Origin of the sequence: Marinagarivorans algicola (genome assembly GCF_001292705.1) — a bacterium.
Lineage (GTDB): Bacteria > Pseudomonadota > Gammaproteobacteria > Pseudomonadales > Cellvibrionaceae > Marinagarivorans > Marinagarivorans algicola.
In genome coordinates, this window is record NZ_LGAK01000033.1 from 1 (window position 1) to 17,944 (window position 17,944).

10 protein-coding genes are annotated in these 17,944 nt (G+C 46.0%); 3 read left to right on the forward strand and 7 right to left on the reverse strand.

Annotation, left to right across the window (positions count from 1 at the left end):
- Window positions 1–260: 260 nt before the first annotated feature.
- On the forward strand, window positions 261–1,949 hold the full coding sequence (locus AC438_RS11675; RefSeq protein ID WP_053981443.1) for a di-heme-cytochrome C peroxidase: 1,689 nt from the start codon (window positions 261–263) through the stop codon (window positions 1,947–1,949).
- Window positions 1,950–2,117: 168 nt separating this feature from the next.
- Here the strand turns inward: AC438_RS11675 and AC438_RS11680 are convergent, their stop codons facing one another.
- The 7 genes from AC438_RS11680 to AC438_RS11710 form a co-directional block, all read right to left on the reverse strand.
- Complete coding sequence (locus AC438_RS11680; RefSeq protein WP_053981444.1) at window positions 2,118–4,466, reverse strand: transglutaminase TgpA family protein; 2,349 nt, start codon at window positions 4,464–4,466, stop codon at window positions 2,118–2,120.
- Between the two features lie 88 nt (window positions 4,467–4,554).
- Window positions 4,555–5,838, reverse strand: coding sequence for a DUF58 domain-containing protein (locus AC438_RS11685; protein WP_053981445.1), 1,284 nt, complete (start codon window positions 5,836–5,838; stop codon window positions 4,555–4,557).
- The gene (locus tag AC438_RS11690; RefSeq protein WP_082354130.1) at window positions 5,831–7,105 is read right to left on the reverse strand and encodes an AAA family ATPase; all 1,275 of its coding nucleotides are present in this window, start codon (window positions 7,103–7,105) and stop codon (window positions 5,831–5,833) included. Before AC438_RS11690 ends, AC438_RS11685 begins: the two co-directional genes overlap by 8 nt.
- A gap of 136 nt (window positions 7,106–7,241) precedes the next feature.
- Entirely contained in the window at window positions 7,242–9,851 is a 2,610-nt protein-coding gene (locus AC438_RS11695) for a glycoside hydrolase family 3 protein (RefSeq protein WP_053981446.1), read from the reverse strand.
- A gap of 251 nt (window positions 9,852–10,102) precedes the next feature.
- Entirely contained in the window at window positions 10,103–13,198 is a 3,096-nt protein-coding gene (locus tag AC438_RS11700) for a DUF748 domain-containing protein (protein WP_053981447.1), read from the reverse strand.
- 3 nt (window positions 13,199–13,201) lie between these two features.
- A complete protein-coding gene (locus tag AC438_RS11705) occupies window positions 13,202–13,825 on the reverse strand; it encodes a 3'-5' exonuclease (protein ID WP_053981448.1) in 624 nt (207 codons plus the stop codon).
- 192 nt (window positions 13,826–14,017) lie between these two features.
- Window positions 14,018–14,545, reverse strand: coding sequence for a DUF2062 domain-containing protein (locus AC438_RS11710; RefSeq protein WP_053981449.1), 528 nt, complete (start codon window positions 14,543–14,545; stop codon window positions 14,018–14,020).
- 186 nt (window positions 14,546–14,731) lie between these two features.
- On the opposite strand from AC438_RS11710, the gene AC438_RS11715 reads away from it, so the two are divergent.
- Window positions 14,732–17,167 carry a DNA internalization-related competence protein ComEC/Rec2 gene (locus AC438_RS11715; RefSeq protein ID WP_238376380.1) on the forward strand — a complete coding sequence of 812 codons (2,436 nt, stop codon included), beginning with the start codon at window positions 14,732–14,734 and terminating at the stop codon, window positions 17,165–17,167.
- Between the two features lie 172 nt (window positions 17,168–17,339).
- A complete protein-coding gene (locus AC438_RS11720) occupies window positions 17,340–17,933 on the forward strand; it encodes a MotA/TolQ/ExbB proton channel family protein (RefSeq protein WP_053981467.1) in 594 nt (197 codons plus the stop codon).
- Window positions 17,934–17,944 lie beyond the last annotated feature (11 nt).

Genomic DNA, 17,944 nt, shown 5'->3' on the forward strand with positions numbered 1-17,944 from the left:
GGATAAAAGTATTAAAAATTATACTTAAAAATGCAGCCTTAGGGCTGCATTTTTTTTTGCTAAACCTGCATGAGGCGATCAATACCCCTTCTAAAGTGTAGGTCTTTATGGTCGAGGTGCCTCTTCACAAAAAATCAGGCAAAAGGGGGTAGATATGGATTTTTTTGAGCTATGTGTCGCAAAAAACATCATCTTATGATGATTTTTCATGTCAACAGCTTTTATTATGAGGAACTAAATCATTTTCTTGAGAGGTAAGGATGAAGATCAGGTTAGGTAGATTAGCACTTATTGCTGTAATGGCTGCTGGGGTTTTGACCGGTTGTACAGGCGAACCCGAGTATTTGGATCAAAATTGGACCGAAGAAAATCAGCTTCGCGACAAGTTTTACACCACATCACAAGGAAGTCAGTTAATTCCTTATGAGTGGTTTTTTGCGTTAGAAAATGCAAAAAGCCATAAGTTAATTTCTTCACATGATGAGATTAGCTTATTGGGCTACCTTCCTGATTACGTGCCAGATCCTTTGACTAACCCTGATGGCTTACCTGTGGGCTTTGTAAAAGATGAAGACCCTCAAACAGGTGATTGGCTCGGTGTCAACTGCGCAGCTTGCCACACGGCTCAATTTACTTACAAGCAACATGTTGTCCGTATCGATGGTGCGCCGAGTATGGGCGACTTTATCAAGCTCTACCGCACTGTTCGCGATTCTCTAGATGCCACCTTAGCAAGTCGACAAAAATTTCGCCGTTTTGCCAAGCGCCTGAGATTGAACTACTCCGAAAGTAGAGCCGTGTACGCGCAAATGAAAAAAATTGCTGCTGAATTAGATGGCACCATTGAGCGCGGTGTTTCTAAAGATCATGAGCCAGGTTATGGCCGTGTTGATGCTTTTAGTGGTATTCGTAACGAAGTTTTTCAGCACGACTTAGGGATTAAAGAAAATTTCCGCCCTTCTATTGCCCCTGTAAGCTACCCCTTTTTGTGGGGCACACCTGATCTACAAGCGGTTCAGTGGACCGGTAATGCAGACAACCCCTTTGGCCGCAATGCAGGTCAAGTCTTGGGTGTGTTGGGTCGTTTAGATCTCAAAAATCCAGCCACACTGTTTGAGTCGTCTATTCGTCGTGATAATGTCTTTTTAATGGAGCAATGGGTACGCGAGCTCAAAGCACCTAAATGGCCTGCGCACATTTTGGGGCGTATTGACCAAGCTGCCGCTCAGCGTGGACGTGCGCTGTATAATAAAGTAGATGCCAGTGGTTACAGTTGTGCTAGCTGCCATGCCCTGAAAAACGCTAAAGGCCAATACCCATTAACACCTGCTTCAGATAATGCATTTGGTAAGCAGTTTGTGAAGACAACGAATATTCCATTAGATGAAATAGGCACAGACCCCAATGCTTTCTTAACCATTTATGCTCAAGGTGACTTTAAAACGGGTGGCTTGGCGCCTTTACTCGGTGGTGAAACAGAAATGTTTGGGCCGACGTTGCTGACGCAAATTGGCGGCGGTGTTGTACGTAAGCTGTTTCAGGCCTCGCCTGCTTTAACACCTCAGCAGCAAGCTGTTTATTCGGGTTTCCGCGTTTACGCGCCGGGTGTTGAGGCGCCTGCTTATGTACCCGGTTACAAAGCTAGACCCTTAGAAGGTATTTGGGCAACCTCGCCTTACTTGCACAATGGCTCGGTCCCTACATTGCACGATTTATTATTACCGCCCTCAGAGCGCCCTTCAATTTTTTGGGTGGGTAACTATGAGTTTGACCCAGTATCAGTAGGCTATGTGACTGACAATAGTTTTATTCGCTATAAAGGCGTTCAAGCTAGAATGTTCCGCTTTGATACTACGCGCGCAGGTAACTACAACTCGGGTCATGAATATGGCACGCACTTGAGTCGTTCGCAGCGTTGGGATTTGGTCGAGTTCTTGAAGACTTTGTAATTTGTAAGCTCGATACTTAAAAATGCAGCCAAATGGCTGCATTTTTTTGTGCATAATAATATTGCGATGGCCGCTACCGAATACCCTTAATGGCAGTGCCTGATGACCCGTTAAGAAACGCGCAGTAATTGACTGATATTTACCTGGGCTATTTTGGCTGAGTTGGCGTTATCTTGGTCTAGCAAGTTGATGCAGCATCAGCATATGTAAAAGGTGGCTTAATCTTGATTGTTGCTGCGCATTGAGTGACCTTTTATTGTATTGATATTGATTAAATAAATCGATTAGTTGGTACTGCTCCTCTTGTGATAGGTAGCTTTTTGCCACGGTGTAATTGAATTGCTCAATCGTCAGGCCCGCAGCTAAAATATGGCCGTTATTGACAAGTGCGGTGTGAAGTATTTGTAGGCTTTGCTCAATACTAGGTGCGGCTTTGTTTCTTAAGCGATACCATAAAAATTTGTTTTTTAAAGTCCCTTGGTGGTTACGCCATAAGCCTAAACTGATAAAAGCGATCAGCGCCAATATGATACAAAGCCACCAAAAGTCTATCAGGACCAATTTGAGTACGGCTAAACCTGCGGTCACAATCAGCGTTAAGCTATACCAAGTACTACGTATTATATGTTTTATGGAAGTCGTGCGGTGCCCGCTGTGTTCGTCGATGCGGTTTAAGTGATCAATATATTGCTGGATAGTCCTAGCTGTTAGCTGGCTTTTTATTTGGGTGTCTTTTGGCATAGGATAATATGCAGTAGGTTCCAGTAATACCCAACCTAAATCATCGACATAAGCCTCTACCCAAGCGTGCCCATCAAGCGCGCGTACTTCGTAATAGCCTGTCAGGGGGTTTTGGTTGTGCGCTAGCCAGCCGGTGACTAGGCGTGTTGGAATATTCTGTGTGCGTAGCATAATCGCGAGCGCACTAGCAAAGTACTCGCAATGCCCTTTTTTTGTTTCAAATAAGAATGCGCTTAAGGGTGTGCTATTTTGTGAGGTGAAAATAGAGTCAAAATCATAGTGATACTCCTGACGCAAAAATGATTCGAGATAAATGGCTTTCTCAAGGTCTGTTGCGCGATGCTTTAGAGCTTGTAGTTTTTGGTGTGTAAAGGTGGCTATCTGAGGGTCCAAAGATTGAGGTAGTGTTAAATACGGCGCAAGGCTTTGGTAGCGTGCAGCTTTACGTTCATCTTTAGCGTTATCTAATAACGTTTGTGCAACGGCATTAGCGGCTGTAACGCCCTGAGTTTTATGCGTGATTTGGCTAAAGGTGCGGCCTTGGTAGAAGTGTTGTTTGGCACTGGCACTGTAGCTGGTCCCTTTTGTCAGTGGTTGTGGTGCAAACCATTGGCCAAATGCATCCTGAGCGATGACACTAGCAGGGAAGTGAAGCTCGGTAAGCTCTTCAGCAAATGGGATATTGGTACTCATGTTATCGCGCGCTATAAAGACCTGATAATGGCTCGCTTGTGTTGTGATATTGACAATGGTATTTTTTGCTTGAGTACCCTGCTGAAAATGGCCCCCGGAAAGGCGCTTTTTATTCAGTTGACGCTGCGATTGAGACCAGCGTATACCATCGAAGCGATCAAATACTCGCGCTTTCAAATAGAGCGGTTGATCGGCTTTGATTTTAGCGATAATCACATTGCTAAAACGTGATGGGTTAAGCCTTGGATTATTAATGCTAAAACTCTGATCAAAACCTGAATATTGATATGTGTTTTGTAGAATATCGTTTGTACTTTTTTGAGGCGGTAAATGCTCTATATTATCGATATTAGCTTGGGTGTGTCCGGGTTCTTTAGTCGCTTGATCTGCTTGGGCTTCCCACTCGCGGCTGCTATAAAAATGTGCAGAAGAACTGATGCTGACTCCGATATTACCAGCGGGCAAGCGCGGAAGTAGTAAATAAATAATGGACGTTAACCCTAAAAAAACAACGCAAATTTTGAGTATATGTAAAGCACTGCGTGGTACTTGAGTGTTAATGCTATTTATAGTGTTAGCGGCACTCGTAATATGACTGTCGTGGGTATTTTTAGCGACTGGCATATTAATAACATGATGCGGGTTATATAAATAAAGGCTGCGTAACGCCAGCAAGCTACTGATGCTAAAGCTTGTGATGTATATTAAAAAACTGCCATTTTTAGCTTGCGCGGCACCGACTAACAAGCATGTCAAGCCAATGAGTAGCGCGCTGTATATTCGATTATTATTGTTAGCTTGTAAGTTGATGGCAAACTGCGCACTAATCAAAAGTCCAATTAGTGCATTTAAGACACTACTATTGAATAGTAGTATTAAAAAAGTAATGACACCGGCCCCCGCGACTATTTCGGCGAGCTTATTGCGTGTCGTAAGGGCAGGTAAGAGCGTTATGAAGAACCCTACCCAAATGCACAAGCTAATAATCAGTGTATAGCCTAAGTTGTAAGCTGTGTTAAAGCCGGCAAAACCTAAGGTTAAGCTGGCTGCGCTAAATAATAAGTAAGGCTGTAATGGAATCATAAATAAAGGCAAGTTAGGTCAGCGTACAAAGAGCGATAGGTGATTGAGTACAAAATTATGGTAAGTGCTTGTCAGGTATGTGGCGTGTTTAATTACTGTTATTAATAGTGTCAGCAATGTTGTGATTAGCGTAAATTGGTATAGAAACAGTGTGATGGTGATGTGTAATGGCGGCTCGTTTAAAGGTTTTTAAGGGGTTTAAATAACTGTCATCATTAAAAACAAATTGCCAGTGTTTTTGTGAGTGATGCTGGTCAGTCAACGGTGTGACTTCTAAAAAATGTTGACTGATAAAGCTAATGACAACCCCTGAGTGGTTGTGGTGCCCAAGTGTATGGGATAAATACTCTGCATAGTGGTGTTGTGTTTGAGTCGGCAGCTGCGCTAAAAGCATATAAAAGTCGTCAAGATGCTCAATACTATTGATTTGGCAGTTAATAGCGCCTGTTGCATTAACACTAATTCCCTGCATAACACAATATTTAGCGATAGAGGCCGCGAGGCTTAGGCTATGTTCGAGAGCGTTTATTTCACCTTGGCCGATGTTGAGTGTGCTATCGGCATTAATAACAAGTGATATGCGTGGTTGTTCTAATTGCTCAAATTCACGCAAAGCGATGTCTCCGCTGCGCGCGGTTGCACGCCAATCTATGTGGCGGTAATTATCGCCGGTGCGGTATTGGCGTAAGCCAACAAACAAATCATATCCTTGCGGGTTGCGATGCACTTGCTCGCCTAAACTTACCGCGCCATGTAACCAGCTAGGTGGTAGGTGTTTAATATTGAATAATCTGGGGTACACCATTTGCGGGCATGGTACGGCGAGCATATTTTTTTGAAGAGTGATTAGCCCAAAAGGATATGCACAGGCCACTGTAACTTGCTGTAAGTTGAAAGACCCGCGTTGTGCTGGGGTAAAATTAAATACTACACGTGCCTGTCCCGCAACATAGTTGAGGCGCTGCGTTGGCTTGGTGGTGTGATTAAACGCTGTTGTACTGACCAGTATGGGGGTGAGTTGTATACCATAAGCGGTTTTATGTTTTTGAGTGTTGATCTGTACATGAATTGTTTGCATCTGGCCTGCATGCACAGGTATAGGTTGTTCAAACGCGACGTGTAATCGCCGAAGGTATATCCAAGGTAATATTACCGAAAGTAGGATAAAGGCAAGTAGTGTCGCAACCATGCCATAGAGTAAGGCCAGGCCTCTATTCCAAGCAATGCATGCCATAGCGAACAATAAAAGGCCTGTCATATTAGGTAGTGTAAAAAAGCGGTAAAAAATACTTTGCCACCACTGAGGTATTACTCGCGCGCTTTTTACCGGTGTGGTCGCAGCGCCTTGACGATTTTGTTTAAGGTTACTCATTCGGTATGCTTTTTTGTATACGTGGTTTTTTGACACCGGTTGGTTCTTTGCGTTTGCTAAAGAAGGCCTCTATCCCCTTACCTTCATGAGGTGCAGTCTCTCCGTCAGGTTGTTTAGGAGGCGCTGCTTGGGTAAAGGTACTCAGAGGGATTTTTGGGGTGCTCGGATAGGCTTGAGCAGGTACTTGAGTGGCGTGTATTGACACATGCGCTGGCTGGGCTGATGAGGGTGTCGAGGCCACAGGTGCAGTGACCGTTGATTGTTTTTGTGTCGGCGGTATGGGTTGAGCCTGAGCTGCGTGAGAAGGGTTGTGGTCGGTTTGAGCAACGCCGGGTACGGGAACCTGTTGGAGTAGCTGGCTCATTATATGGCGTGCGTTCTCAGCCGTATTTTGATGACTGAGGATTAGGCGATGCGCTAGTACAGCAGGTGCGATACTTTGAATATGGTGAGGCGTGACAAAGCCATTACCGTGAATAAAGGCATAGGCTTTAGCGGCATGCATCAAGGCTATGGCCGCGCGGGGGCTTGCCCCTAGGCGAATACCTTTGTGGTGATGGCTGGCCTCTATGATTGCCACAATATATTCTTGAACTTGAGTGTCTATTGTTGTTTTTTGACTTGTGTGCTGCCACTCCATCAAGTGCTCTTTGGTGATGAGTGTCTTGAGCGCTTCGACGGGTTGTATTTGCTGGCTATTGTTGTGGTTTTGTAAAATAGCTAAAGCTTGCTCTGTGCTGGGGCGGCCTAATGATAGTCGCATAAAAAAGCGGTCGAGCTGAGCCTCTGGCAGTGGAAAGGTGCCTGCAAATTCTACGGGGTTTTGTGTTGCAATCACTAAAAATGGCTTGGGTAAATGGGCAGTTTTACGATCAATGGTAATAGTGCCTTCGGCCATGGCTTCTAAAAAAGCCGATTGCGTGCGTGGCGCTGCGCGGTTAATTTCATCTACAAGTAGCAAGTTGGTAAATATAGGTCCGGGAATAAACTTAAAGTCTTGTGATTGCGGTTGGTAAATATTGCCACCGAGTATATCGCTGGGCATTAAGTCGGGTGTGCATTGTATGCGTTTAAAGCTTAGCGCTACGCTTTTGGATAATGCCTTGGCAAGTGTTGTTTTGCCAGTACCAGGCGCATCTTCTAGTAATATGTGGCCTTGGCATAATAGAGCGATGATAATGTTGTCTAACACGTTATCGTTGCCAGTAAAGACGCTAGCGAGTTGCTCTTTGAGTGCGTTAATACCGGTTTGTGCGAGTGCAGTCATAAGGGGTTCCTGAGTCTACCCAGTTCTTGTAAATAGTCATTTTTAATCGGGTGGCTATTTTACATAATTGCGATATAAAAAAAGACGGTTTGTTTAAAAACCGCCTTTTATTAACGTTTTTAGAGTCACTGAATGTTTAGCGGCATCTAAATGCGGCTTTATCAGCCATATTGGGTTCTATTTGAATGTTGGCAAAGCGCGCGCTTACCTTGCCGTTAGTCACAAAGCCCAGCGCTTCTACTATGTAGTTAATATCTAAGCCGGCCTCTTTAAAGCAGGCGACATCGACAGATAATCGATTCCACTCGTTAACAGGTGCAGCGTTAAACTTGAGTGTGATATCTATTTTATGGCTTTTATTGGTATCGCTAGCTTGTAAATAGATGGGCTTTTGAGCTTTTGTTAAGCGGTAGACGTCAAAGGCAATAATCGAGTTATTATCAATATATTCGTTAAAATTAAGGGGTACATCGCTGACACGCAAGCTAATTTCACCATTGCCTTTACCGCTCCATTTGACATCGATAGCATCGCCTTGAGTTTCTTGGTCGGCTTCACTGACGCTAATGATAGCGTTGTGGCTAATGAGGTTGTTTTCGTAGAGAGTCTTTTTACCTTTTGAGCCTACAAAAAGCTGCCATGGTTCGCGTGCTCGACCTTTAAATAAAGGTGTATTCATGATCAAATCGTCTAGTGCATTGCCGGGGTCTGTGTTTAATGTAGGAATATGTTTTTGTGTACTGGTGTAATTGAGGCCGTAACCAAATGGGAAGAGCGGGTCGTAGTCGTCGTCACCCACATTCACCTCGTATTGATCTGGCGCTTTTGGCCAGCTAAGGGGTAAGGTACCGGTGAAGTCATAAGTCATCTTGCCTTGTTGGTCGGTAAACAGTAGGTCGGCAACTCCTGCGCCTTGACTACCGGGTAACCAAGCGGCTATAAAAGCATCGCTTGCGTTAATTTCACGGTTAAGCCATAACGGGCGACCAGAAATAAACACGCTAATGACTTTAATGCCTTGGGCCTTAAGTGTTTCCATCAGCTTTGCATCACTATGATCACCAGGCTGCCAAGCAAGAGTTTTAATATCGCCTTGCCATTCGGCATACGGTTTTTCACCAAAGACCATAATAGCGACATCGGGCTTTTGAGTGTATTCACCATTGGCTTGGTATTCGGCGTGACCGCCTGCGGCTTCAACGTGTGTTTTGATGCCTTGCCAAATTGATTTACCTTGCGGGAAGTCTTCGTTGGTTGTGCCGGTGCCTTGCCAAGAGATAGTCCAGCCGCCACTCTGACGGCCAATATCGTCAGCGGCACTGCCAGTCACTAGGACTCGGCTGTTGGGCTTGAGTGGTAGAGCGGCGTTATTATTTTTCAGTAATACAGCTGATTCTCGTACCGCTTGGCGAGCGAGTTGGATGTGTTCAGGTGCACCAAATAAAGCAGTATTACCTGCCAGTTGACGTGCTGAGGGCTTAGGTGCAGTCATAATACCTGCACGGAATTTACTGCGTAAAATACGACTCACAGCATCATCAATGTGAGACTCCGGTACTACACCATCGCGCACTTGTTGTACGGTATTGGTGATAAAGCTTTTCCAGTGCTCAGGAACCATAAACATATCGAGACCTGCCGCTATAGCTTCGGGGCAGTTATCGGGCTCGCAGCCATCGACTAAAGCGTGGCTATTCCAGTCGCCCACAACAAAGCCATCAAAGCCCAGTTTGTTTTTGAGGATGTCTTTAATAAGGTATCGGTGGCCATGCATGCGTGTGCCTTGCCAGCTACTGTGCGATGCCATAATTGATAAAACACCTGATTCGATAGCGCTAAAGTAGCCCGGCGAATGAATATCGATCAGCTCTTGCTCGGTGGCTATATTGTCTGCGCGGTCAACGCCATCAACAGTGCCGCCGTCACCTACGTAGTGTTTGGCTGTAGCCAATAAGCGACGACCATCCATAAAAGTGCCGTCAGCAATAGAGCCTTGTAAGCCTTCGATAGCCGCTTGCCCCAATGAGGCAACCAAGGCCGCGTCTTCACTGTAGCCCTCATAGGTACGGCCCCAGCGGTCGTTACGTGTGACTGAGATTTCAGGAGCAAATGTCCAGTCTTTTCCCAGTACCATCGTTTCAATGGCCGTGACTTCACCAATTTTACGCACCAGCTCTGGATTGTTGGTTGCGCCTAAGCCAATGTTGTGAGGAAAAATAGTAGCTCCAATCACTTTGTTATGGCCGTGCACCGAGTCAGTCCCCCAAATTAAAGGAATAGGCAAACCACCATCGCTGGTGTCCATCGCGGCTTCATAAAAGGCATCAAGCTTGGCTAGCCAGTCATCGATTGTGGCAAATTTATTACCATCGAGGTAACTTCCGCCACCTTCTAATACAGAGCCTAGATGATATTTTTTTACATCCTCGGGGGTGACAAAGCCGACTTCAGCCTGCGTCATTTGCCCCACTTTTTGCTCTAATGTCATTTGGCTAACAATCGCGGCCACTTTTTTGTTGATGATAGCGGTTTGTGCGGGGTCAAAAGGCAGCTTTAAGGTGGGCCATAGTGCGGGATTGGTGTGAGTGACGGGGGTGTCTACTGCTGAGGCTTCTTCTTTTAAGGGCGGGTTGCTACAACTAACGATCAATAGCGTCGCTGCTGCGGTGGCTATAAAAACACCCAGCTTGGTGCTGGCAGTCAGTTTTTTATGGGGAATTTTTAGCGATTGCTGTGCGCCTGTCATAAGCGTCCTCTCGTCTTATTTTATGGGGAGTTGCGGGTCACATTTTATACAATTGTTTGATCAAGGCGAGCGAGTATAGCAGTCGCCTACCCATAAACGGCAAGTCTGGCTAGAGAATAGTTTATTTGACTATATGCGAAACCCCTTGGTCTGGATGCAATCGCCGGAGTGTTGTACAGCGTTAGCCACTTCGCCCTTAAGGTACAAAGTGACTAATAGCCCAGTGAGCACTTTTGTTCAATCGTTAGGCATTACTTTTTTGTATCTAGCCCAAGGTTGGCCATGACGTATTCGCCCTTGGTGCGCTTTGTTTTTTTAGCCTCGACTAACATGACTCTCTGATGATCAATGCCTTGCTCTACAATAACGCTTTGAATCGCTTTGGCTCTGTCTAGTGCCAGTGTGGTTAATTGCTCGTTCGCGATAGCTTCTTGTGTGATGAGCTGTTGCTTTAACGCTTTTGTGTATGCCAGTGCGTCCAGTGATTTATTATCTTCTTGAGTCATAAAGGATTGTTTAAATAACTTAAGGTCCTGCGATGTTTTGCGCTTTAAAAAGCCGCTTTCTAAAAATTTGACTGTTTTTTTAGCGGTTAATGCTTCGCTATCTATGGGGTAACCTAGTGCGAGTTCGGCATGGTGCATAAATTGCTGCTCTTGCAGTGCCGGTATATCGAGGTGCTCGGCAGAGGTTTTGGGCACTTTTAGTAGCAACTTTGGCCTTGCTTTCATGGCCTGGGCGAGTTTGTGTAGTTTTTCTTGTTCGGGAGGGCTGATATGGCTTGCTCCGGGTGTAAAGTTAACCTTACCAAATGCTTCGCTGTTGCCGCCAACAAGGCCCGATAGCAGCCTAAAAGGTGATGAAATGGCGCTGCTTAATATTTTTTTAAGAGCTTGCCCTAATACGCTAGCAACTGAAAATGATGGGTTGTTAATATCACCTGCAATCGGTAGATCTAGGGTGATTTTTTTGTCATTATCTTTGAGTAGGCCTATGGCTAAATCCAAGGGTAAATCTAAAGCCCCTGGTTGCTCGACGGATTCGCCTAAATTAAATGTTCTTAAAATAATACTGTTACTGCCTTGTAGGGCACCGTTATTGAGTGTGTAGTTTAAATTTAAATCGAGTCGTCCATCGGTAATTTTGCGGCCTGCAAATTTAATGGCGTAAGGTGTAAAGTTCGGGACGTTAATGTTTTCAAATTTTAAACTGATATTTGAATTTTCCTCGAGGGCAAAGGGTGTCAATATGCCTTCTATATTGAGCAGGCCATATTCATCCAGTTGTCCTTCAAGTTTTATATCGGTACTGGCTTTGCTGTGATTGTCGAGCGTAGAAATGCCACCATTGAGGTTATGTATTTTGGTCATAAATGGAAGCGGTAAGGATTCATCGGCAAAGTTACTGCTGCCGTTATTAATGGCAAAACTACCCATTTTAATATGATAGGGCAAGCTATTTTCTTTTAGCTCAGCGCTGGTTTCAGTACTGGGCGCTTGAGTTTCAACGGTGCTATCGCTTGCCTGATTAATCAGAAGGTGCTCGATAGAGGTTGTGCCATCTTGATTGATTTTGAAATCGATATAGGGCTTGTTAAGGATGATTTTTTGGACGGCTAGCGCATTACCGGTGGCTGAGGTTTCGAGCGCTTGTAAAGCGAGTAAGTCCCACGCCAATAGCGTTTTATTCTGGTTGGCCTCTAAAATTTTGAGCTGATTGATTGACAGCTCGCTATCAATCATAAAATTTTGTTGCTCTTGGCTTTCATCGCTTTTGACGTTTATTGTGGCATCGAGGCTGCCATCGGCGATAGCAATTTTGGCAAATTGTGCCGCGTAAGGCTGTAAGTGACTCAGCATCAGCTTTTGTATTTTAGTGGTAGTATTCAGTGCCGAAAACGGCATAGGAATAACATGCCCTTCGCCATCAATACGGCCACTTAGCAGTTCGAGGCCGTATTCAAAGTGAATACTGTGATGGTCTTTGAGTTGAAAGTCATTGATCGCCACATCGATATTATTTATGTGTTCAGCCGGTGCCGAAGGCGTCGCGGCATCGTCTATTTGTACCGCCCAATTGTTAAGTTCAAAGCGGCTGTTTGAGATGGTCCATGGAGTGTCTACGGGTGCTGCGTTTGCGGTAGCCGGTACAGAGATAGGGCTTGGTGTGTTTATTTGATGTTTTTGTTTGTCGCTGTGTGGTTGGCCAGTTTGTGGTTGTGTGCTGGTAGGCTTGGTGACTGCTGCTTGAGCGCTGGAGGGTTCAAAGGCGAATTGTTGGGCAGCAAGCAATCGCTCGATATTGGTTTTGCCCTCTTTGTCTCTTGATAACCATAGCTGGCCGTTGTCGAGTGCGATTTTAGGCACGTCAATGATTTGCTTTGGCCATTGCACGCTGGCATCGCTGAGGGCAAATTTTTGCAAACGGTAGAGTGGTTTTTTACTGCCCCGCTCAATAAGACTTAGGTCATCGAGTGATACATGAATGTTGTTCAGTAAAACGCTAAAAGGGTTGGCGCTATTGTGGGGTGACTGGGTCAGTGAATAGTCGAGATCGGCATTAAAAAAGCCACTGTCGATGGCAACAATTAAAGAGTCTTGTAGGTAATCAGAGGCAATAACAGGGTAGGGGCCTTGAATATTGATATGGCCTTTGCTTGTAATGGGGCTTAAGTGAATGCTGCCTTGCCAAGTCACAGTAATACCTGACTGTCCTTTGAGGGCAATAGTGTGCAGGCCCGATTGCTCAGGCAGTGTGGATAGGGCATCAATATGAATATCCAATGGCCCTATGGTGTGATTAAACGGTGTTGCGGGTACTTGGTCGGTGATATCTAGCTGGCTGAGTTGTACATCGATATTGCGAATCAAAAAGCGCGGTAAAGCCGAGGGCTCTGCCGGTGGTGGCGCTGTGTTGGGTTCGGTGGCGGTGGCTTCCCATTGTTGAGCAAGGCGGTTTAAGGTGTTGTCGATTTCACTAAAGCGTTCAAACTGGCCGTGTAAGCCACTGAGCTTAATATGGTCTAGCGTCCAGGCTTGATTGAATAAACTCACTGCCTCAAAGTCAATTGAGAACGATGCAAAGCCTATCAGCGGCTCGCGGCTTGTGTGTGAAAGTGCAAATTGATCAATGCGCACCTTAAAGGTGAAAGGGTTTATGCTGATTTTTTCAATGGTTAGATTGAGGCCTAAGCGTTGTTGTACGATGTTTTGTACTTGCGATTGAATAACGCGCGGAGCGATAAGGCCTAAGCCAATGCCGTAGATGGCGATTAAGCTTGCACTAATGAGTAGAATTCTTCGGCAGCGTCTTGGAAGTTTTTTTAGTGTCACAACGAGTGAATTCATGCGTTAGCTCCTACTCATTTGATATTTTTCGATGGTTGCTCTGACGCCACTTTTGGGGGATTTCGCAAGTTTACAGGCTAACTCAAAGGGTAGCTGTTCTAGACCAAAGTCATCAAATAATTGCCTTTGCATCGCAAACCACAGTTGCGCAGTCATTTCGCAGTCATACAGTGCCCGATGGTACTCACCACTACTTTTAATACCCGCGTATTTGACCAGTTCTCCTAACTTATAACTGGGCGCCTTAGGGAATACGCGTTTAGCCAATAGCATCGAGCAAGCAAATTTGCCATCAAAAGTTAAACCAAGCTCTGCTAGTTCGGCATCTAAAAAGCGTTTATCAAAGCTGGCGTTATGGGCAATTAATTGAGCGCCTTTAATAAAGGTGTGAAAACGACTCATTTGTTGATAAATGGGTTGTGCCGTCGCAAGCATGGCATTGGTAATGCCGGTGTAGCGCGCGATAAAAGGGGAGATGGCAAAGTGGGGGTTCATCAGTGCGCTAAAACGCTCGATAATTTTATCGCCTTCTATACGTACAGCCCCCACCTCTATAACGCGATCGCCTTGCTTGGGGGATAGTCCGGTGGTTTCGAAGTCGAAAATAACTATGGGGCTTTGGGGCATAGCTGAGGCCTTAAACGGTTTGAGTCGGTTGCCTTAGCGGAGGCCTTTAAAGCATTGCACTGTGCAGTGATGAGGGCTTACGAATTTCGCTAAGGGAGTCAATAATGAGAGCATACAAATAGTTATTTAATACAGATGCATAAGCTATGTATTGATGCTCGAGGTTAATACACGGAGGTTAATCTGGCGAGACTAAAAAGTGTGCGGTTTATTTTTACGGCGCGCTTGCCAGCGGCTAATAACTTGCCAGCGCCATAACCATTGCACCGCCAAATAGCTTAGTCCGCCAAAGCCAATACCAAAACTAAAGCTGCCGACGACAAAGGGGAGCCAAGCTTCAGCTAAAAAGCTTTTAAACCAAGCCCAATTCGCTTGGAAGGTAATATCGGCAATAGGCATTTGTAACATCCAACTACCGGTCACATACGCGCTATAGTAAATAAAAGGAAACGTCAGTGGGTTACTCACCATCACGCACGCTAGTGCAATAGGAAGATTAAAGCGTAGCCATAGCGCTAAAATAGCGATGGCTGGAATATGACCTACGGGTAAAGGAAAAAAACCAATGAATAAACCAAAAAAGCACGCGCTAGAGACCGAAAAGCGCGTCATATGGAAAAGGTTAGGGTCGTGTAAAAGCTTACCCAAAAAACGCAGGCGTCGGCTAGTTTTTAGAGTGTTAGGGTCAGGTGACCAGCGTTTGAATAACTTCCGTGGCATGGGCTTCGCGCTATTAACATCAAGCTTTAAGTATAGAAGCTAAATAAAACTTCCGTAAAGGTGCGTCATTATGCCGCTAAAGGGAGTAACCGCCTAGCGGCAATTGGAGTCATGACTCAACAAATAAAACAGGGAGTGCTGGATGTTTAAGAGCTTTTGGGTGTTTGAGGTGTTTTTTTGTTAAAGGTGCTCGCCGCAGCTGGCGGTTTAGGTCATGTCGTACTCTATTCGGCATTGCCGAGCTTTTGGGGCATATTAGCAGGGTGTTTGGGGCTCGCGGTTGCTTTGGCGCATCGGGGTCGTATGCATCGATGCATAAAAACTGCGCTGCTATACAGTGCTATTTTTAGCGTTGCAGCGGCTGTGGGAGTGTGGCAATTACAAGCACTTATGGCGAATGTTTTACCTCATACGCTCGATAAGCAACGTATCCCTGTGCAGTTTGTTATCACACATATGGGGGCCCAGAGCTCACGTTATCAGCAATTTGAGGCCGTATTACTCGGGGGCGAGCCTGTGGCGTCAACCATGTCGGGCTATCGCTTTGCCGGTAAAAAAGTGCGTCTTAGTTGGTACCATTCAACAGCATCATTGCCGCCGCGCTTGGTTGTGGGGCAGCGGTGGCAAGCCGAAGTCACTTTGCGCCGACCTCGCGGGTTGTCTAATCCAGGAGGTTTTGATTACGCTGCTTGGCTATTGGCGCAAGGGTATAGCGCAACAGGCTACTTGAGCACCGACCCAACAACGCGATGGGTGGCGACCCAGCCGCTAAGCGTACTCATGCGATTGCGCCAACACCTATCTGCACAGTTAAGTGCTTTGCCTAGCGAAGGGCCTGTTATGCATAGCATGCGCTTTTTTAAGGCGTTATTGCTGGGTTCTCGTGATGAACTCAATACGGATGACTGGCAAGTATTACAGGCAACAGGGACGGTGCATTTAATGGCTATTTCGGGTTTGCATGTGGGCTTGGTAGCCGCTATTGGCTTTGCCATCGGCTTGTTTATACACCGCTTAGGGTTGTGGAGTATAAGCCGTTACTGTTATAGCAAGGCGAGCGTATGGGGGTACCGGTTGTTGCCCGCGCTGATGGCCATAAGCTTTGCTGCAGGTTATGCCTTACTGGCAGGCTTTGCCGTGCCTACACGCCGAGCACTAATAGCGGTGGTATTGCTTAATATTGCTTGGAGTTTGGGGGTGCGATTTGCCCCTAGCCATTTATTGTCTTTAGCCTTATTGCTGGTGGCTTGGAGTGAGCCCTTTGCTTGGCTGCAAGCTGGGTTTTGGCTATCGTTTGCGGCAGTCACGTTATTGCTGCTCAAATTTAATGGTTATTTATATGCGCGCAGTGCCGCTTATGATGAACTGAGCCCAAGCAGACAAAAGTTTGCGCTGTGGCGCCAACGAGTGGGCCTTGGGATAGCGATGCAGGGATTACTCTCACTGGCCATGTGTTTACCTTTATGGTTATTGGGTTTTCCGGCGAGCGGGTTGTCGCCGATAGCGAATATGATTGCTGTACCTTTGGTGGCACTCGTATTTGTACCTGGTTTGTTACTGTGGATCCCCGTCAGTTTTACGCCTCTTGGTGAGCCTTTACTACGACTACTTGGAGGCGCATTTGATGGGTTTTGGTGGGGACTGACTCAGTTGGCACATTGGCCCGCCGGTTTACTCTGGCCAAGTTTTGCTTTTGAGGGGTTGTGGGCTGTGGTTGGATTGGCCTTGCTCTTCATTAGCTGTGTCTTTATTGTGTTGCCACGCAGTAACGCTTTGCCTGTTGGCACCTTAGCGATATTGGCGCTATTGCTCTTTGGTGGCGAGCACAAGCCTAAGCACTTTAAAATGACCGTTTTAGATGTAGGGCAAGGCTTAGCGGTAGTCACGAACACGCCGCGTGCACCGGCCTTAATATTTGATACTGGCGCGGCATTCGGTGAGCGCTTTAATGCTGGCGCACAGATTATTGCGCCTTACTTGAGGCGCAATGCGATTAACCGCATGGCTATCATGGTGAGTCATGGCGATGCCGATCACAAAGGTGGCTTAGCACCCTTATTACAGTATTTTGATCCTGTCGCGCTTTGGAGCGGTGAGCACTTTAATGGTTTACCCCAGCAGGCCAAGCCTTGCTATGCCGGGCAGCACTGGCAATGGGGTGATGCGCGCTACACGGTATTGTGGCCTCAGCGCAATCACCCTCAGGGAGTTATAGCGGAGGTTAAGCCTGTTTCAAGTAATAATCGTTCGTGTGTTCTGCTGATTGAGTATGCTGGGTGGGTCTTTTTGCTGCCCGGTGATATTGATAAAACTGTAGAGCAGGCACTGCTTAGGCAACAAATATTACCATCGGTCGACGTCTTGATTGCACCGCATCACGGTAGTAAAACCTCTTCGAGCAGTGCTTTTTTACGTGCGTTAAAACCGCGCCATATTGTAGTGAGTGCGGGCTTTAAAAGCCGTTATGGTCATCCGCATGCCGATGTTATTGCGCGTTATCAGGCGCTGGATGCTAAGGTATGGAATACCGCAGAGCATGGCGCGGTGAGCTTTATCGTTAACACTGAAGGTCAAATGACAGTGCAAGCCGAGCGTTTAGTGAATCCTAAAATATGGCATTAATCAGCGCTTATTGACCTTGTTTAATTATTATTGAGAGGTAAATAAGAGTTATTTGATAGTAAACGTATTCGGTAGTAACCCGAGTAAAAAAATCGGGTATGATACGCGACCAATAATAATGACCCCTTAGGAGTGTCTGGTGGAAAATATCTTTGCTGCCGGCGGCTGGCTAATGTTCCCGCTTGCATTGTGTTCTGTTGCTGTAATTGCTATTTCTGTAGAGCGTTTTTGGACGCTTAGCCCCAAAAAAATCGCACCACGTAACCAGCTGGGTGACGTCTGGGCTAAAATCCAAAAAAACAAAATGAGTGCCGATGAGCTCAAAGAGCTGCGCTCTTCTTCGCCGTTAGGCCGCATCCTGGCTGCAGGTTTATCTAATTCACGCCATGGACGCGATGTGATGAAAGACAGTATTCAAGAGGCCGCAAGCCAAGTAGTCCATGAATTGGAGCGCTACCTAGCTATTTTAGGCACTATTGCTGCTGTGACCCCTTTACTGGGTTTATTAGGTACAGTGCTTGGCATGATTAAGGTGTTTGCTGCGATTATGCTAGAAGGCACGGGTAATGCTGGCGTTTTAGCCGGCGGCATATCACAAGCATTATTGACTACGGCAGCAGGCTTGGGTGTGGCAATCCCTGCGATGATTAGTCATCGCTTCTTTTTGCGCCGTCTCGATGCTTTAGTGGTTGCGATGGAGCAAGATGCCGTCAAACTCGTGGACGTATTACATAACGACCGTCGCGTAGACTTAAAGCAAGCTTAAGCGAGGCCGCT